The following is an 18,831-nucleotide window of genomic DNA, read 5'->3' on the forward strand; positions in this document are numbered from 1 at the left end:
ACAAATAATTTATAAATTTAAACAAAGGAAAAGTCCTTTCCTTCGGAAAGGATTTAGGATAGGCTTATGAAAATAATAGTCCCAATGGCCGGACGTGGTTCACGTTTACGCCCACATACATTAACAGTTCCAAAACCATTGATTCCGGTGGCAGGACAACCTATTGTTCACCGTTTGGTAAAAGATATTGCCAAAGTATTGAATCAACCTATTGAAGAAATCGCCTTTATCTTGGGCGATCCAGCATTCTTTGGAGACGATGTGGTAGAGAGTTTAAAAGAATTGGCCACAGGTTTAGGTGCCAAAGCCTCTATCTATCGTCAAGATCAACCTTTGGGAACGGGTCACGCGATTATGTGCGCGAAAGAGTCCCTTTCAGGCCCTGCAGTCATCGCCTATGCCGACACCCTAATAAGAGCCGATTTTAATCTCGATCCAAACGCTGATGCCGTTATTTGGGTAAAGCAAGTGGACCGACCGGAGGCGTATGGTGTTGTTAAATTGAATGACCAAAAAGAAATTGTGGAGCTCGTAGAAAAACCAAAAGATTTTGTGAGTGATTTAGCAGTTATTGGTATATACTACTTTAAGGATGTCAGCGTTCTTAAACAGGAGCTGCAGCATGTTTTGGATAACAACATCATTCATGGCGGCGAATATCAAATTAATGATGGGATTAAAGGCATGATGGCCAAAGGCAAAGTTTTTAAAACGGGTGAAGTTGAAGAATGGATGGATTGTGGCAATAAAGAAGTTACCGTGGAGACGAACACCAGAATGTTGGGTTTTTTGAAAGCCGATGGTGAAGAACAAATGGTAGCAAACTCTGTAAGTTTGGATAATTCAAAGATTATTGAACCTTGCTTTATTGGTGAAAATGTTATTTTAAAAAATGCAACCATTGGTCCAAATGTGTCTATTGGAAACAATTGCACCATTACAAATGCAACCATAAAAAACAGTTTGATACAAACGCACAGCACCATAAAAAATGCTGATTTGGATGAGGCTATGATTGGGAATCACGTGCAGTACGATGGTTATTTTAAGACGATTAGTATTGGTGATTATTCTGTTTTGGAATAATTCTTGCCAAGGCAGTGCCATATCAGGAACATCTGAGAGCCAAATTGTTAAGTCAAGCAAAAAACCTTTAGGTAAACATTATTAATCTCGTTATTTTTAAGATATTATTTCCACCAGTCAAAAATGAGTTTGTCATGTCAAACCTAAGTGAGACATCACAAAAGTAATGAAACATAATGTCTACATATTAATTCTCGTTTTAGGAATGTTTATCATTCCCCAAACCACCTATGCCCAAGCTGATTTCAATCAAAGACCTACAGATGATCTCGGCAATATTGAAGACCAATTCCAAGAATATTTTTTTGAAGCACTAAAGCAACAAGGCATTGAAAACTACCAACGTGCCATTGATGCGCTTTTGAAGTGTAAAAAATTGGATGACAAACCCGTGGTTTACTATCAATTGGGTAAAAACTTTAACAAGCTCAAAAATTTTGGCGCTGCCGAAGATGCCTTAAAAAGAGCGGTTTCCAAAGAACCTGATAACGAGTGGTATTTGGATGAACTTTATGATTTATACAACCAACAGGGAGATACCAAAAATGCAATAAAAACCGTAAAACAATTGGTCAAATACCATCCTGATTACCGTCAGGACTTGGCATCATTATATATTAAGAGTAAGGATTACAAGGACGCTCTAAAACTGTTGGACGAACTGGACAAAGAGTTTGGGATTAGTGCCGATAGAGATTATTTGAGGAATCAAATTTATAATATTACTGGACGTGATGAGGACCGGATCGAGAATTTACAAGAGCGTTTGGATAAAAATCCAGAAAACGAAACCAACTATCTGACGCTTATCTTCAGATATAGTGAGACAGGAGAAACTGAAAAAGCTTTTGAAACCGCTCAAAAATTATTGGAGTTACATCCAGAATCGAAGTTGGTGCATCTCGCGTTGTACAAATTTTATTTGGATAAAAATCAAACAGAGAATGCCATCGCTTCAATGAAAATCGTTTTGACTGCTCCTGAGATTAATGCCGATGCCAAGACCAAAGTGCTCAATGATTTTATAAATTTCGTTTCCAAACATCCAGAGCACGAAAAAGATCTTGTTGACGTTACCGCAATGATTGATGACACCAAAAGTTTTCAAACCTTGGTAGAGTTGGCACACTATTATTTAAAACTTGAAGATAAATCCAAGGCTTTATTCTATTTTGAAGAAGCCTTAAAATTAGAACCGAACAACTTTTCGGTAGTTAAGGATGCCTTGCTACTTCAAATCGATTTGGATCAGGAAGAAAAGGCAATTGCCAAAAGCCAAAAAGCTCTAGAATTATTCCCTGCACAACCTATTTTATACCTCATTAATGGTGTGGCACACAATAAATTGAATCAGGCAAAAAATGCCATTGCCAGTTTGGAAACGGGCTTGGATTATGTTGTTGAAGATCCTAAGATGGAAGCAGATTTTTACATCCAGCTCAGTGTGGCCTATAAGCTCAGTAATGATAATTCCAAATCACAAACGTTTGCAAAAAAGGCAGCCGCTTTAACAAATCAAAATGAATGAGACTTTACAAAATTAGTGTGTTATTACTTATAATGGTTTTGGGTGTAGGGTGTAGATCTACCAAAACCTTAACTTCCAATGCCGTAATTGACAAAAGCATTACCGCAAAACAGATCATCAAAGAAAATGGCAAACAAGATGTTCGGTTTAAAACGTTGCAGGCCAAGGTACGCATTGATTATACAGATGGCGACAAAAGTAACGGCACCACAGTGACCTTGAGAATGGAGAAGGATAAAGTGATTTGGTTAAGTGCCCCTTTAGCTATTGCACGCGTTATGATTACTCAAGACAGCGTGAAGTTTTATGACAAGCTCAGCAATCAGTATTTTGATGGCGGTTTTTCATTACTGACAAAACTTTTGGGGACTGAGATCGACTTCAAAAAAATCCAGAATATCTTTCTTGGGGAGCCCATCTTTAATTTAAAAGAGGATACCTATGTAACCCTTCCCAATGATGACTCTTACGTACTGCAACCAAAAGATCAACGGGCCCTATTTGAACTGTTTTTCTTGATCAATCCAGGATTTTTTAAATTGGATTCTCAGCAATTATCTCAACCAGCAGAGAAACGTATGCTGCAGATAGATTACAAGAAATATCAAGAGGTGAGCAAGCAAATTTTTCCTGAAAACATTCGTATCATTGCAGTGGAAAAAAATGATGAAATCATTATCGATCTTGATTTCAAAGCTATAAGCTTAAATGGCGAGGTTCGTTTTCCATTCAACATTCCGTCAGGATTTAAAGAAATTGAACTTGAATAATGCGTTACCAACCTAATATATTCCGATTGATCTTACTTTTTAGTTTGTGCACCCTCGTCATGAATGCACAAAGTAAAAAGCAACAGGAGTTGGAGGCGAAACGTCAATCTATTCTGAAAGAAATCCAACAGATCAACACTTTGCTTTTCACCAAAAAGAAGGAAGAAAAATCAATTATTTCTACCGTTGAAGATTTAAATTATAAGGTAAATGTCCGCAAGAACCTTATTAAGATCACCAATGATCAAGCCAATTTACTGACTCGGGAAATCAACACCAATCAAAAACAAATTAGCAGTCTGCGTGATCAGTTAAAATACCTGAAGGAAGATTATGCCGCTATGGTAGTTAAATCATACAAAAGTAAATCAGAACAGAGTCGGGTTATGTTTTTGCTGTCGTCAGAGAATTTTAAGCAGGCGTATAAGCGACTTCAGTACATTAGGCAATATACAGACTACCAAAAGGAACAAGGCGAGGAAATCAAGCGTAAAACAGAGAAGCTACAAGAGTTGAACATTACCTTGCTACAACAGAAGAAAGACAAGGACAAACTGGTTGAAGAAAACCGGTTGGCAAAGCAAAAGCTGGAAGACGATGTCAAAGAGCATCAAAAACTTATGGCTTCAGTAAGAAAAAACATGACAGCTTATGTCTCACAAATTAGAACCAAACAACAAGAAGCAGATAGAATTGACCGGGAAATTGAAAAATTGATCAGGGAAGCCATTGCAGCATCCAACAAGAAAGCGGGAAAATCTGAAACGACTTCAAAAGGTTTTGCGTTAACGCCTGAAGCTAAAGCGTTGGAAGCTAAATTTGAGTCCAATAAAGGAAAATTGCCTTGGCCCGTGCGCACGGGAGTTATAAAAGTACGTTACGGCAAACAGCGGTCACTTATTGACAACAGTATAGAAATTAACAGCAATGGCGTCAGGATTGCTACCGATAAAAATGCCAAGGTACGCGCGGTTTTTAATGGTGAAGTATTGGCCGTTCAAGGTACCAAGAACGGAAACCCGTGGATTTTAATTCAGCACGGTAATTACATTACGGTTTATAAAAACCTTTCAAGAGTGTATGTGGTTAAAGGCGATCGCGTGACTACCAATCAAGATATTGCTGAAGTCTTCACGGACCAATCCAGCGGTGAAACTATGTTGAGTTTTGCTATCTATAAAGATTCAAAATTTCAGGATCCTTCAGTTTGGATTGTGCGCTAGGCTTATAATTCATGCCCAACACAATAGTGCCATTTTGCCGTTGTTGGTGTTTTCCACCAACAACAATTGTGGCCTTTGTTGGTGTTTTCCACCAACAACAATAATCACCTTTTTTGACGTTTTTTACAGTCTAGTATTCTCCATCAAGAATGTTCCCTAAACCGTAAAAAAGTAGAGCTGTGTTCTACTTGTGGCCGTTGTTGGTGATTTCCACCAACAACAATGATCACCTTTTTTGACGTTTTTTACAGCCTAGTATTCTCCATCAAGAATGTTCCCTAAACCGTAAAAAAGTAGAGCTGTGTTCTACTGAAACAGCGCTTTAAGTTCCGTAGCCTCGTTAGGTTTCATTTTTCCAGCCAATACCAAACTCAGTTGTTTGCGTCTTAGGGCCGCTTCAAAACGTGCTTTTTCTAAATCAGTTTCAGGAACAATCTCAGCAATTTGTGTTGGACGCCCAGTTTCATCTACAGCCACAAAAGTATAAATGGCTTCATTGGCCTTTGCTCTAACACCCGATTCACGGTCTTCAATCCATACATCCATAAACACTTCCATTGAAGTTTTAAAAGCTCTGGAAACTTTAGCTTCAATGGTCACAACACTTCCTAAAGGAATGGTTCTGTTAAATGCCACATGATTTACAGATGCAGTCACCACAATACGACGGCTATGACGCCTTGCAGCAATACTTGCAGCGCGGTCCATACGGGCCAACAGCTCTCCACCAAATAAATTATTGAGTGGATTGGTCTCACTTGGGAGCACCAAATCGGTCATAATGGAACAGGATTCTCGTGGATGTTTAGGTTGCATTGGGTATGTTTTAAAATGAGGTGCAAAGATAACTCGAATTTGCGAATTATTTACAGCCAACGTGACTGTTGAAAGCAAGACGCATGACTAATCTTTGAGTTGAAAAGTGGAGAACACCCAACTTTTAAGAAGAATGTTGCAGCATGTTAGGAATTAGGAAGTAATAATCTTAAAGTTATTCAAGTTCCCTAACCAACAACCAAGCTTCCTTATTGTAGGTTTGACGAATATCACGTAAAGCAATCAGAGCCTCATTGCTATTCTCATAGCTGGAGTAGACCACTTCATGAAGTCCGTATTTATTGACGCCAATAGTTCTTGCTTTGAATCCGAGATCTTGTAGCTCTGCTATCTTCTTATCTGAGTTTTCTTCTACCCTATAGGCGCCCGCAATAATATGGTATTTGCCTTGTTGTTTTTCAACAGTTAATGTTGCAGAAGGCAACGGGTTTTCGATAATGAACGTCGCTTCCTGTACTTTGGCGTCCAATTGTTGGTTGGCAGCTTCTTGGGCCAATTGGTTGTGGGTTTCTACCTTATTAATATAAAAGGTTGACGCCGCAAATCCGCCAACGGTCAATGCGATAAGAGCTACCGCAGCATATTTGAGATAAGAGCGTTTTTCGCGTCTTTCAGGAGTTATTGAGATAGGAATCACATCTTCAAGCGTTTCTACCTGTTGTTTATAAACTTCACGATTCACATGGGAAACTTCAAATTCTGAAAGTCCAAAAGCATCCGTTAGGTAATTGCTGTTGTAGGACGGTTCAAAAACAATCTTCCCATCGGTGTTCAATGCCAAATCGCCAATCGTACTAAAGCTTAAGGTTTCACCTTCAGTCAAGAAAGATTTTATAGACTTGACCTGCTTGCTAATTTTCTGAACGGCAATTTCATAAGGTATCTTTTCCGCGTCAGCAATATAACTGGCCAATAAGCCATCATTATGCTGCAATTGCTCATTGAATGAGATAACTTTTTTAGGTGGAAAAAAAGTATGGTTGCTTTCATCAAGTGTTGCAGAGACACGTTTGGTCAAAAAAGCACCAAATTCAGGGATCGTTACGCAGTCGTAACGGTACAGTAAATCGCTTATGTAAGTTTCTATATGCATTGAAACAAAGTTAGGAATTTTTGATTTTCATGGAAATTTAACCTCTACTATTTATTAACATTGATTAAATTTAAATATTTTTCCCTCTAAATCAATCCTATAGATGTCTGATCAGGACTTAATTTATATTCTTGCGCTGCAAAATGTGCCTAAAATAGGCGACATTACTGCTAAAAAGTTGATCGCACATTGCGGATCGGCGGAAGCGGTGATTAAAGAAAAGAAACACCATTTATTAAAAATTGATGGGATTGGAAGTAGCATGTTGCAAGATGTTTATAACAAAACTCATTTGCTTGCTGCAGAAGCTGAGTTGAAATTCATCAAGGAAAATGCTGTAACATGTTTGTACTTTATGGATGCCAACTATCCCGAAAAATTGAAACATTGTATTGATGGTCCTATTGTTTTGTTTCAATCGGGGAAGGTCGATTTAAAGAAAAAGCGCCTCATTAGTATTGTGGGCACACGCATGATTACCTCTTCAGGCATTGCCTTTTGTGAGCAATTGATAGAACAGTTGGCAGTTTTTAATCCTGTCATCATTTCAGGATTTGCCTATGGCACCGATATTACAGCCCAAAAATTGGCTTTAAAGCACAATTTGCAAACGGTAGGTTGTTTGGCACATGGATTAAATCAGGTCTACCCAAAAGTGCATAAAAGATATGTGGCAGAAATAGAGAAAAACGGTGGATTTTTAACCGAGTTTTGGAGTACATCAAATCCGGAACGAGAGAATTTTTTAAAGCGCAACCGCGTGATTGCTGGGGTGAGTGAAGCCACGATTGTTATTGAATCGGCAGAGCGGGGAGGAAGTCTGGTGACTGCTGATATTGCCAATTCTTACAATAGAGATGTTTTTGCAGTGCCAGGGAGAACTACGGATTCTCAAAGTGCAGGTTGCAATAACCTGATCAAATATCAAAAGGCACACTTGTTGTCAAATCCTATGGATTTACCGTATATGTTGAATTGGGAATTAAACACTGATAAAAAACCTGCGATTCAAAAGCAATTATTTGTAGAACTGGAAGCTGATGAAAAAATTATCTACAGTTTTCTCAAAATAAACGAGCAGCAGCTTTTGGACAGTATTGCTTTAGAATGTAAGATGCCTATTTTTAAAGTGGCGGGCGTCCTTTTAAATATGGAACTTAAAGGAGTGATTAGACCGCTTCCAGGTAAATTGTTTGAGGTGATTTAATTGTACCAACCCTTCAGGTATTAGAGACATGAAAGATCTTGTTAATTAATAACCAAGCTTCGTACGCACACGTCCCAAAACGGCATTAGCCACTACTTTAGCCTTTTCAGCACCTACTGCAAGCGCATTGTCAATTTCTTCCAAATGATTCATGAAATAATGGTAGCGTTCACGAGGCATTTCAAACTTGCTAATGATTAATTCATACAAGGCCTGTTTGGCATGTCCGTATCCATAATTACCTTGTTCATAATTCTGTTTCATGTTCTGAACGTCTTCATCAGAAGCCAATAAACTATAAATAGCGAAACAGTTGCAAGAGCTCCAATCTTTCGGCTCTTCTAAAGGAGTGCTGTCCGTTTCAATGGACATGATTTGTTTGCGCAATTGTTTTTCCGGTAAGAATATATTAATAAAATTATTTTTGCTTTTGCTCATTTTGGCACCATCAGTTCCAGGAATCAGCATCGTGTTTTCTTGAATTTTACCTTCGGGCATCACAAAGGTTTCGCCCATTTTGGCATGGAAACGGGAAGCTACATCTCGGGTCATTTCAATGTGCTGTAATTGGTCTTTTCCTACCGGAATAATTTCAGCATCATACAATAAAATGTCTGCCGCCATCAACATGGGATAGGAGAATAGTCCTGCATTTACATCTTCCAATCGATCTGATTTATCTTTGAAACTATGAGCCAAAGTCAAACGTTGATAAGGAAAAAAGCAACTCAAATACCAAGAAAGTTCAGCAGTTTGAGGGATATCACTTTGACGGTAAAAGACCACTTTTTCAATATCCAAACCAAAGGCCAACCAGGTTGCCGCAACGCTATGGGTATTATATCTTAGAGTATCGGCATCTTTAATTTGTGTTAAGGAATGCATGTCTGCAATAAATAAAAATGAACTGTTTTTAGTATCATTCGCCATTTCAATTGCTGGAAGGATTGCCCCTAGAATATTTCCTAAATGCGGTGTTCCTGTGCTTTGTATGCCTGTAAGTATTCTTGCCATGGTAACTTCCCACGAAAATGGGAATATTGTTAATAGTTCAACGAGCCACAAAGGTAATTTTTTTCGAGTTATAGCTCGAAAAATTTAATTAGTTTTGGAATCGATGAAAATTTTAAAATATCCGCTTTGGATTCTTTACCGGATTTGGTTTTACATTTTGGTAACCCTACCAATCCTTCTGTTATTTCCTTTATTGGTGGTATCTATCCTAAAAGAGGAATGGTATCCTTATTTTTTTAAGCTGGCACGTTTATGGGCTAAAATCATTCTTGTTGGAATGGGATTTAGATGGCTTATAGAACGCGATCAAGCACCAGAATCTACACAGAGTTATATGTTTATTGCCAACCATACGTCTATGGCAGATATTATGTTAATGTTGGTAAGTGCACAAAACCCTTTCGTTTTTGTAGGAAAAGCGGAATTGGCTAAACTTCCACTTTTCGGATTTTTCTATAAGCGTACCTGTATTTTGGTGGACAGAAGCTCTGAAAAGAGCAGAAAAGCGGTGTTTTTAAGAGCCCAGAAACGTTTAAAACAAGGGTTAAGCATCTGTATTTTTCCTGAAGGCGGTGTGCCTGACGAGAAGATTATACTGGACGAGTTTAAGGATGGGGCCTTTAGATTGGCCATTAATCATCAAATTCCGATTGTGCCCATGACTTTTGCAGATAATAAAAAACGGTTTTCCTTATGTTTTTTTAGTGGTGGACCAGGAAGGATGCGCGTTAAGGTACATCCATTTTTGAGTACTGAAGGAATGACTTCAAAGGACGCAAAAACGCTGAATGAACAAGCGAGATCAACTATACTTGGGCAATTATTGGCTTACCACAACCATTAAAAAAGCTGCTCTTGGCACAGAGCAGCTTCTCTTCATCATTGCAAATTGCAATAACTATCTAACCAACTAAAAAAAACTAAAACTTAAAACTAAATCCTGTATATACCCCAATAAAATAAGGTCTAAAATCTCCAGAAGTATTGGTAAATGTGTTTATTTGATATTTGAACATGGGCTCAAGATTTAGTTTTAAGGTGCGCGACACGTTATAATTAAACCCTAAGCCAAAATTGGCGCTATAACTGGTGCTATTGATATTATTTGCTTCTCCCACAAGCAAACGTTCACTTTCAATCAACGAGTAAATCTCATTAGTATTAAGAAAGAGTGTGCTAAAACCACCAATAACATTCAATCCGAATTTGGTATTGATAATGCTGTATTCTAATTCTAAAGGCACTTCAATATAACCAAACCGCTGCTCCAAAGCCCCATCGGCATTTAAGACTAAAAATTGCGGTGCGGAATTCACATTAATGTTAGAAGTGCTCAAATAAGAATTTGAGGCACTTTGATTTTTAAAGTTGATATTACGCAATTCTGCCTTGCCTGTCTTTCCGCTGAAACTATTTATGTCATTAAAGGCAATAACACCATCAGTGCTATAACCTAAATCTACCTTATTGATTCCTGCCCTTATTTTTATCTTATCATTTAGGGCGTAACTCCCGCTAATGCCATAACTCATATTGACCTCACCACTTTTGGTGTTATTTACAAACTGCCCGTCAATTGACGAGCCTTTACCTAAGCTGTTAAAATAAACAGGTGCCACATTAGGGGTAATGTTCCACCTGTTGGGTTGCTCTTCTTTTTCTTCTTCATTTGTAGGATTAGCTTTGGCAATAGCATCCTCAATACTTTCTTCTTTAGTTGAAGCTGCGAGATCTTTATCTGGAGTGATCTTTTCGGTTTCCTTTGATATATTTTGATCTGAAACTCTAGTTACCTCGGTATTCGCTTTTTTGCCATCAAGAATGGTTTTAGCACTTTCATTGCTTGGGCTGATAACTTCATCATTAGAGTTAGGCTGCGATAGATTTGAAGTGTTTTTAACGATAACGTCTTCCTTAGAATTTAAAGTAGCTGTTTGATCTTTTTGAGAAGCATTTTGTCCGGCTTGTGAATTGGACGTTGTATTGGAATTTTCTCTTGAAGAAGCCTCATGCGCAATTTGGTCGCCTGTTTTGTTATTGATGGTGGCAAGGTGCTGCGTCTTGTTGTTTTTAGAATTAATGCTATCTGCTTGAGCAGGGTTCGTATTACCTATGGTATTAGAATTATCCTTTCCAAATTCGCTTGAATTGTTTTTATTTTTATCGGTGGTAGTTGTCTTGGTACCTTCAGATGAGCTCTTGTTAGTTTTAGTGCCAACCACAGTATGATTAGGCGTAGTCAAATTGTTGTCTTTGTTAAATACGGCATTGCCAACCGTAAGCAACAACGCTAACAGGGCCGCAACGCCTGCCGTTTTCCACCAAAAAGGAACCACGCGGCGTTTCCGCTCGTCTTTATGAAGCTCTTGGTGTATGTTTTCCCATACGGCATCGTCAGGAGTGGCTTCAAAACTCTTGAATTTCTCCTGAAAAAGGCGGTCTATATGTTTTTTTTCATTCATTTATAAACTTTGCGAATTGGATCGCGTTTTATAATGTTCAATTTTTTCTTTTAAAATCATTCGTGCCCTAGCAAGATTTGATTTGGTAGTTCCTGTGGAAATATTGAGCATTTCAGCAATTTCCTTATGCGAATAATCATCTAACACATAAAGATTGAACACCAATCGGTATCTGTCTGGCAATTCCTGAATAATACCCAATAAAAAATCAAGACTCACCTCGTCTTCATTAATTTCAATGGCATCATCTTCTATTTGATCTTCATTGACGATGTCAAAAACACCAACACTTCTATAACGCTGAAGCGCAGTATTGATGGTGATGCGTTTCATCCAACCTTCCAAAGAACCTTTATGGCTAAACTGATCCATCTTTTTAAAAATGGTCACAAAGGCATCCTGCAGATTGTCTTGTGCCTCTGCATAATTTTTAGAATACTTAAGACATAGCGAAAACAGTTTGCCCGAGAAGAGCTTGTATATTTGGCTTTGTGCTTGAGCATCGTTCTTTTTACAATTGATGATGAGTTGTTCTAAACTCACATGTTTTAGTATTAGTGGTTTTCGGCATTTTATTTTACTTCAACAATGTACATTAGTGGATATCCAATTCCCAATGTTGTACAAGCCACAGCTTCATCATTTTTAGGGGCTCTAACTTTGACTTTAATTTTCTTCCCTTCAATTTTATATGCGTCGGGTAAATTGATTTCGTAGAATATATTTTCAAAATCATATGTTGGAACTCCAGGCACAGCATTATTAAATTTAATCAAAAATAAATTTCCACAATCCAATCCTTTCTCTAAAACTGTTGCGTCTTGAAATTCGTCATTCGTGTCATCTTTACTGCATGAAACTATAATGAAATTCAAAAAAATAACTATGCAAATTAATTTTTTCATGAATTATATATTTGGTTCTTGTGTCTTATTTATTCCACAACAGGCACTTCTACAATATAATATAAATCTGTTCCGCTGTCATCCTTCCCTTGCCAAAACTTAAAAATGTAAGTGCCATTGCTTGTTACTTTAAAGTTGAAGGTCGCTTGAGCTTCTCCTTCTTCGGCAAGTCCGCAATTTTCGTTAGGAAAAAAAGTGTTCATCACAGCAACGGTCCGTTGGTTTAAGTTGCGGGTATAATAAAAATCATAAAAAACATAACATCCAGCAGGTCTAATATAGGTTACAGTTATCGGGTAAATTTCTCCAAGAATAAATTCTTCAGGAATGTCTACGCTTTCAATAGGCAAAATCTCATTGTAAAACTCGTTGGAATCGTCTGTATTACAAGAAGCCAAAGACAACATTACCGCACATATAAAAATTAACTTTTTCATAAGAATTTGATTTAATTAAAGATTCCTTTACATTCGTTAGATGCAGCTCATGCATAAAGGTTGCGTTGTAAATAAAAAAATCCCTCGTAAAAGGGATTTTTATAATTTATGTTTCAACTCTTGATTAATCGTGATTTACTCATCACCAGAAGTAGCAGCTTTGGCTATTTTTCTAACCTTGGCCTCAAGCTCATCCATCAACTCAGGATTGTCTTTAATTAGGGCTTTAACAGCATCTCTACCTTGGCCTAGTTTTGTCTCTTCATAGCTAAACCATGAGCCGCTTTTCTTTACAATTTCATTTTCTACGGCAATATCTAAAATCTCACCAACTTTAGAAATTCCTTCGCCGTACATGATGTCAAACTCTGCCATTTTAAAAGGCGGAGCCACTTTATTTTTCACCACCTTAACACGCGTTTTATTACCAGATACGCTACCATCAGTTTCTTTTATTTGAGTTGAACGTCTGATATCCAGCCTTACAGAAGCATAGAATTTTAAGGCATTACCACCAGTTGTAGTTTCAGGATTCCCAAACATCACACCAATTTTTTCACGTAGTTGGTTAATGAAAATCACGGTACAGTTTGTTTTACTGATCGAGCCCGTAAGTTTTCTTAGAGCTTGAGACATCAATCGGGCATGCAAGCCCATTTTGGAGTCGCCCATTTCGCCTTCAATCTCACTTTTAGGAGTCAATGCCGCAACAGAATCGATAACTACGATATCAATAGCGCCAGAGCGAATTAAATTATCGGCAATTTCCAAGGCTTGTTCACCATTGTCAGGTTGCGAAATAATCAAGTTTTCTAAGTCTACGCCTAATTTCTCAGCATAGGTTCTATCAAAGGCGTGCTCTGCATCAATAAATGCAGCAATACCACCAGTTTTTTGCGCTTCGGCTATGGCGTGTAACGTTAGCGTTGTTTTACCAGACGATTCTGGGCCATATATTTCAATCACCCTACCACGTGGATATCCACCAACACCTAAAGCGATATCCAAACCTAAGGATCCTGAAGAAATGGCCTCAACATCAACCACAGATTTGTCACTCATTTTCATCACAGTCCCTTTGCCATAGGCTTTATCCAACTTATCTAAAGTAAGTTGTAGGGCTTTTAATTTTGCTTCTTTTTCACTACTCATTTGTTGTTCTTTTTCTAAATTTTATCGAGCTAAATTACGATTTTTTTTTCATCTTAATAATCTTAATGACGCAACCTTTTTATAGTTTTTGCATCTATTTAATAAGATTGGGAAATCTTGCTATGAAGTGGGTCATTTTATAAGATGCCACGTTTTATCTGAGTTTTAATAACCTTTAAAATGCACCAGATGAAGTTTTTTAAGAAAATTATTTTTAACAACGCATTGGGCGTTTCAATTGCCATAAGTGTAAATGGTAATTGTAAAGCCGATGGAGGTTAGCTCGTTATGTATTTTATAAATGGAAATTTAAAAAATATTTGATAACGAGTTAGTCCTCGAAAAAGCACCTAAGATTGATCTTCGGTGCTTTTTTTATGGAGATACGACAGATGACAGATGACCGATGACCGTTACTGCCGACTGCTCGCCCGTCCGAAGCTTTTGCGAAGGCGGGATGACTGCCACATTTTTTCCCTATCTTTGCCCCACTTTAACCTTAAAACAATTAGTATAGCATGCAACTGTACAATAACTTAAGCGCTAAAGAAAGAGCAGCACTTATTGATCAAGCGGGAAAAGACCGTTTGACCATCTCTTTCTATGCCTACGCCAAAATTGGCAATCCGGAAATTTTTAGAAATCACATGTTTCTAGCTTGGAACGCTCTTGATGTTCTTGGTAGAATCTATGTGGCCCATGAAGGTATCAATGCCCAATTATCATTACCAGCCGATCAGTTTGAACCATTTAAAACCCATTTGGATAGTATTACCTTTTTGGAAAACGTCCGTCTCAATATTGCTATTGAGCAGGATAATTTTGCGTTTTTAAAACTCAAGGTCAAAGTGCGCGATAAAATTGTAGCTGACGGATTGAACGATGCTACATTTGATGTGACCAATAAAGGTATTCATTTGGATGCAGCGCGGTTTAATGAACTTATTGAAGATCAAAATACCGTTTTGGTAGATATGAGGAACCATTATGAAAGTGAAATTGGTCATTTTAAAAATGCCGTAACTCCTGATGTGGATACGTTCAGAGAATCTTTGGATATTATTGAGGCCGATTTGAAAGACCATAAAGAAGATAGAAACTTAGTCATGTATTGTACTGGAGGCATCCGTTGTGAAAAAGCAAGTGCGTATTACAAGCATAAAGGCTTTAAAAATGTGTTTCAGTTAGATGGTGGGATCATAAATTATGTGAGACAGATCAATGAAGAAGGTTTGGAAAATAAATTTATTGGAAAGAACTTTGTGTTTGACCAACGACGGTCAGAACGTATTTCTGAAGATGTCATTGCCCAATGCCATCAATGCGGCCAACCTGCTGATTTACATACCAATTGTGCCAATGACGCATGCCATTTATTATTTATCCAATGTGAAGGTTGCAAAGCAAAAATGGAAAACTGCTGCTCAACTACTTGTATGGAAGTGAGCCGATTGCCATATGATGAGCAAAAAGAACTCAGAAAAGGACAAGGCAACAGCAATGATATCTTTAAAAAAGGACGCGCTGATCATTTGTCTTATAAAAAGGACCTGCGAAATATTTTTGAAGTACTGCAGCAATAAAAAAAAGGCTTACGTAGTTTTTCGAAGCCTTTACTATTTGCAAGCTTATTCTTTTATCAATTTTATGATTTTGTGCTGGTTGGAATTCCCTTCTAAAGTCAAAAAGTACATACCTTTTGAAAGTGATTCAAGGTTTATTTCTTTGATGCCTTCATTAGAAGTACTGATAACTGAAACTGTTTTGCCCAAAACATCTGTAACCGTAGCTTTCTGAATCATACTTTTGGAAATAACGGTGACGCGATTTTTAAAAGGATTTGGATAGATGGATGTGGTGCTAAAATCTTCTTCATCAAGGCCTAATACTCCAGTAACATTGAAGCTATGGGTTACCGTTTGAAGTTGATAGGTGGCTTGCCACCTCCACTGACCGTTCATATTGTAAACACCTGAATAGTACCACATCCACCAAGAGCTGTCGTAATTGTCAACTAAAGTGTAATCCCAATTATACAAGATCGAATCATCTGGTCTGATGATTTTTAAATTTATGGAGGTTCCAGCAAGCTGATCTCTCAAATAAACCCCAAAATGAATCTGGTCAGCAGCATTAAAATCATCACTTTCATAGGTGATTTCTGGGTTAGGACATTCAGGAAAAACAGGAATATTGCCATGGGTTAACACAGCATTGATTTTTGGATCTGTGTGTGGTCTTTGATTTTGCCACCAAGAATCAGAATTGAGGCTGTTACAATTACCTGAAAAAGGATCAATCAAAACGTCAGGATCGATGGACGCATACACCTCAAAATGTAAATGTGGAGTTGCAGAATTTCCAGAACTTCCTACAATACCCAGAAATTCACCTTCAGCTACCATATCACCAACAATTTTTGTAGTCAACGAATTTTTTTTCATATGGCCATATAGAGCAACACTTCCATCAGCATGTTGCACATATACAGCATTCCAAACATTATCATTGTTTGTGCAGCTTCTATCAAATTGTGAACCCCCTTTGGCCATAATTTGACCAGCAGCGGCAGCAATGATCTCTACACCGTTTTGGTCAACCATTTTCCACGCAAACGGCCAAGTCACGAGATCTACACCGGCGTGGTTATAACCAGCACTTGTATCATAAGTTTTAGTGCCACAGTTAAAGTCTAATATTTTGTTTGGATATGTCATGTCCTGATCTACATAGAATCTGGCAGTATAAATATCATCATAATTGATACCAGCTGCTTTTCTGATAGGCCAAGAAAATAAAGGATGACTGATAATTTTTTTAGCACCATCAAAGGCCAACTTGTTCTGCGTTTTTAACTGTGCAATACCGGTTTAATTTCCGCTTTAACTGCATCTCTTTGATAATCAGTTAAACAAGGCGCTTGGTTTCCGTTCAGGGGGTACGCGCCTCCTACCACGTTGGCATTCATATCTTGTGCATATGTATGGTGGACGGTAAAGATCAAAAAGCCAATAAAAAATAAAGTAAAGTTCGATTTCATGATGCTGTTTATTTAATGGTTACTTACACAACATCGAAGCGTTTTGAAAATGTGAGCAGGAGCATTTTCGAACATGTTAGAAACGGGTAGTTAAAGTTAATTAATAATTTTAATACACTGTTATTAAGAGTCTTGTAATTTTTTAAACGATTATATCGAGTTACATGATCTTCAATTATACAACTGAAATAAATAATCTTATCTTTACGTTCTGAAAGTATATGGCATTGCCTTTTCCGTTATGGTGGTAATTTTTTTACAGACCAAGGCCATAATTATTAATCCTCATTCGTTACCAGACGAATTTTATATATAACATAGCATGAGTTGTACTAGTTGCTCAACCGGAAAGGATGGACAACCAAAAGGATGCAAAAACAATGGTACTTGTGGCACTGATAGCTGCAATAAACTGACGGTTTTTGATTGGTTGGCCAACATGTCTCTCCCACAAGGAGAGGAGCCTTTTATTGGTGTTGAAGTACGTTTTAAAAATGGACGTAAAGAATATTATAAAAATACAGAAAATTTAACCCTGAGTATTGGCGATGTTGTTGCTACCCAAGCGCAATCTGGCCACGATATTGGTATGGTGACCCTTACTGGAGAATTGGTAAGGATTCAAATGAAGCGTAAACACGTTAAAATTGACGATGAAGAAAACGTTTTAAAAATCTACCGTAAAGCGTCACAACGCGATATTGATGTATGGTCTGAAGCCCGTGACAAGGAAGATCCAATGAAGGTCAAAGCGCGTCAATTTGCGATTGACTTGAAATTGCACATGAAGATTTCTGACATTGAATATCAAGGAGATGCCAGTAAAGCGACGTTCTATTACACTGCAGAAGAGCGTGTTGACTTCAGGGAATTGATAAAATTATTTGCCAAAGAATTCCGTACCCGTATTGAAATGAAGCAAGTTGGTTTCCGTCAGGAAGCGGCGCGTCTTGGTGGTATTGGGTCTTGCGGACGTGAGTTGTGTTGTTCGACGTGGTTAACTGATTTTAGATCGGTCAGTACCTCTGCAGCACGCTACCAGCAATTGTCTTTAAATCCGTTAAAATTAGCGGGCCAATGTGGGAAGTTGAAATGTTGTCTTAACTATGAATTGGATTCGTACTTGGATGCTCTAAAAGATTTTCCAAAAACAGAGATCAAGCTTTACACTGAAAAAGGTACCGCAGTATGCCAAAAAACCGACATTTTTAAAGGCTTTATGTGGTACGCCTATGAAGGCGAATGGATGAATTGGCACAAACTGACCACAGATCAGGCCAATGAAATTATTGCCTTAAACAAGAAAAAACAGAAGGTAGCAAGTCTTGAAGAATATGCCTCAGAGCTCATTGAAGAGGTCAAAGCCGATTTTGAAAATGTAGTAGGTCAGGATAGTTTAACGCGCTTTGATAGTCCAAAACGCAAAACGAAACGTAAAACCAATAAGAGTAAAACCAAAAGACCAGAGCAGCCGAGAGAAACTACTGATCAAAATAAACCTCAAGAGCAATCCCAACAAAAACCGCCTCAAAAAACCGGGCAGAAGAAACGCAGAAAGCCAAACCCGAAAAAATCTAATCCTAACGATGTCAAATAAATTTTCTTGGATAATTTTAACAAGTGTGCTTTTGGTGTTCAGTTGTGATTCCAATCAAATTTTTGACGAGTATAAATCGGTGCCCAATCAATGGAACAAGGACACTTTGATATCCTTTACCATGACACCTCCAGATTCTACAAAACTCTACAATCTGTTTATCAACATCAGAAACACGAACGACTATAAATTCAGCAACTTATTCTTGATTGCAGAGATAAATTTTCCTAACGGTAAAACGGTAAAAGACACCCTGGAGTATCAAATGACCAAACCCAACGGAGCCCTTTTAGGAGAGGGGTTTACAGATATTAAGGAGAATAAGTTGTGGTATAAGGAGCGTGTTCAGTTTGATGAAGCTGGTGCATATACGGTCACCATTCAACACGTTATGCGTAATAATGGTGAGGTTAATGGCGTTGATAACTTAGAAGGTATTACAGATGTGGGGTTCAGAATAGAGCCTGCAACTAATTAATT

19 protein-coding genes are annotated in these 18,831 nt (G+C 37.8%); 9 read left to right on the forward strand and 10 right to left on the reverse strand.

All coding sequences use genetic code 11. From position 1 onward, the window contains the following. The first annotated feature begins 66 nt into the window (after positions 1-66). From A9996_RS13055 to A9996_RS13070, 4 genes are all read left to right on the forward strand, one after another. On the forward strand, positions 67-1,086 hold the full coding sequence (locus tag A9996_RS13055) for a sugar phosphate nucleotidyltransferase (protein WP_066435748.1): 1,020 nt from the start codon (positions 67-69) through the stop codon (positions 1,084-1,086). Positions 1,087-1,252: 166 nt separating this feature from the next. Further along, on the forward strand, positions 1,253-2,614 hold the full coding sequence (locus tag A9996_RS13060) for a tetratricopeptide repeat protein (RefSeq protein WP_066435750.1): 1,362 nt from the start codon (positions 1,253-1,255) through the stop codon (positions 2,612-2,614). Further along, entirely contained in the window at positions 2,611-3,384 is a 774-nt protein-coding gene (lolB1, locus tag A9996_RS13065) for a lipoprotein insertase outer membrane protein LolB1 (RefSeq protein WP_066435753.1), read from the forward strand. Before A9996_RS13060 ends, lolB1 begins: the two co-directional genes overlap by 4 nt. Positions 3,385-3,410: 26 nt before the next feature. Further along, positions 3,411-4,607: a murein hydrolase activator EnvC family protein gene (locus tag A9996_RS13070; protein ID WP_248912349.1), complete on the forward strand. Its 1,197-nt coding sequence runs from the start codon at positions 3,411-3,413 to the stop codon at positions 4,605-4,607. Positions 4,608-4,913: 306 nt separating this feature from the next. Here A9996_RS13070 and A9996_RS13075 read toward each other — a convergent pair whose 3' ends face one another. Beyond that, positions 4,914-5,423 (reverse strand): acyl-CoA thioesterase, encoded by a 510-nt coding sequence (locus A9996_RS13075; protein WP_066435756.1) that lies wholly within the window; start codon positions 5,421-5,423, stop codon positions 4,914-4,916. Between the two features lie 175 nt (positions 5,424-5,598). After that, complete coding sequence (locus tag A9996_RS13080; RefSeq protein WP_066435759.1) at positions 5,599-6,537, reverse strand: HU domain-containing protein; 939 nt, start codon at positions 6,535-6,537, stop codon at positions 5,599-5,601. A gap of 103 nt (positions 6,538-6,640) precedes the next feature. Between A9996_RS13080 and dprA the strand changes: the two genes are divergently transcribed. After that, entirely contained in the window at positions 6,641-7,744 is a 1,104-nt protein-coding gene (gene dprA / locus A9996_RS13085) for a DNA-processing protein DprA (protein ID WP_066435761.1), read from the forward strand. Positions 7,745-7,789: 45 nt separating this feature from the next. Here the strand turns inward: dprA and trpS are convergent, their stop codons facing one another. Then, a complete protein-coding gene (trpS, locus tag A9996_RS13090; protein WP_066435763.1) occupies positions 7,790-8,758 on the reverse strand; it encodes a tryptophan--tRNA ligase in 969 nt (322 codons plus the stop codon). A 103-nt stretch (positions 8,759-8,861) separates the two neighbouring features. On the opposite strand from trpS, the gene A9996_RS13095 reads away from it, so the two are divergent. After that, positions 8,862-9,602: a lysophospholipid acyltransferase family protein gene (locus A9996_RS13095; RefSeq protein ID WP_066435764.1), complete on the forward strand. Its 741-nt coding sequence runs from the start codon at positions 8,862-8,864 to the stop codon at positions 9,600-9,602. A 76-nt stretch (positions 9,603-9,678) separates the two neighbouring features. On the opposite strand, the gene A9996_RS13100 is transcribed toward A9996_RS13095, so the two are convergent. From A9996_RS13100 to recA, 5 genes are all read right to left on the reverse strand, one after another. Then, the gene (locus tag A9996_RS13100) at positions 9,679-11,220 is read right to left on the reverse strand and encodes a hypothetical protein (RefSeq protein ID WP_066435766.1); all 1,542 of its coding nucleotides are present in this window, start codon (positions 11,218-11,220) and stop codon (positions 9,679-9,681) included. Further along, positions 11,221-11,763 carry an RNA polymerase sigma factor gene (locus A9996_RS13105; RefSeq protein ID WP_066435767.1) on the reverse strand — a complete coding sequence of 181 codons (543 nt, stop codon included), beginning with the start codon at positions 11,761-11,763 and terminating at the stop codon, positions 11,221-11,223. It abuts the gene before it with no gap. Between the two features lie 29 nt (positions 11,764-11,792). Beyond that, entirely contained in the window at positions 11,793-12,125 is a 333-nt protein-coding gene (locus tag A9996_RS13110; protein WP_146608934.1) for a hypothetical protein, read from the reverse strand. A 29-nt stretch (positions 12,126-12,154) separates the two neighbouring features. After that, positions 12,155-12,562: a hypothetical protein gene (locus tag A9996_RS13115; protein WP_066435772.1), complete on the reverse strand. Its 408-nt coding sequence runs from the start codon at positions 12,560-12,562 to the stop codon at positions 12,155-12,157. 135 nt (positions 12,563-12,697) lie between these two features. Continuing rightward, complete coding sequence (gene recA, locus A9996_RS13120; protein ID WP_066435775.1) at positions 12,698-13,714, reverse strand: recombinase RecA; 1,017 nt, start codon at positions 13,712-13,714, stop codon at positions 12,698-12,700. Positions 13,715-14,232: 518 nt separating this feature from the next. Between recA and trhO the strand changes: the two genes are divergently transcribed. After that, the gene (trhO, locus tag A9996_RS13125; protein WP_066435777.1) at positions 14,233-15,297 is read left to right on the forward strand and encodes an oxygen-dependent tRNA uridine(34) hydroxylase TrhO; all 1,065 of its coding nucleotides are present in this window, start codon (positions 14,233-14,235) and stop codon (positions 15,295-15,297) included. A gap of 45 nt (positions 15,298-15,342) precedes the next feature. On the opposite strand, the gene A9996_RS13130 is transcribed toward trhO, so the two are convergent. Both A9996_RS13130 and A9996_RS13135 read right to left on the reverse strand, forming a co-directional pair. Continuing rightward, positions 15,343-16,551 carry a peptidoglycan DD-metalloendopeptidase family protein gene (locus A9996_RS13130; protein ID WP_066435780.1) on the reverse strand — a complete coding sequence of 403 codons (1,209 nt, stop codon included), beginning with the start codon at positions 16,549-16,551 and terminating at the stop codon, positions 15,343-15,345. A 14-nt stretch (positions 16,552-16,565) separates the two neighbouring features. Next, positions 16,566-16,754: a hypothetical protein gene (locus tag A9996_RS13135; RefSeq protein WP_066435783.1), complete on the reverse strand. Its 189-nt coding sequence runs from the start codon at positions 16,752-16,754 to the stop codon at positions 16,566-16,568. A 322-nt stretch (positions 16,755-17,076) separates the two neighbouring features. Between A9996_RS13135 and A9996_RS13140 the strand changes: the two genes are divergently transcribed. Continuing rightward, complete coding sequence (locus tag A9996_RS13140) at positions 17,077-18,351, forward strand: PSP1 domain-containing protein (protein WP_066435786.1); 1,275 nt, start codon at positions 17,077-17,079, stop codon at positions 18,349-18,351. Then, a complete protein-coding gene (locus A9996_RS13145) occupies positions 18,341-18,829 on the forward strand; it encodes a gliding motility lipoprotein GldH (RefSeq protein ID WP_066435790.1) in 489 nt (162 codons plus the stop codon). The genes A9996_RS13140 and A9996_RS13145 overlap by 11 nt, the downstream gene beginning before the upstream one ends. Positions 18,830-18,831 lie beyond the last annotated feature (2 nt).

The sequence above is a fragment of the Gelidibacter algens genome (genome assembly GCF_001678675.1).
Taxonomy (GTDB): domain Bacteria; phylum Bacteroidota; class Bacteroidia; order Flavobacteriales; family Flavobacteriaceae; genus Gelidibacter; species Gelidibacter algens.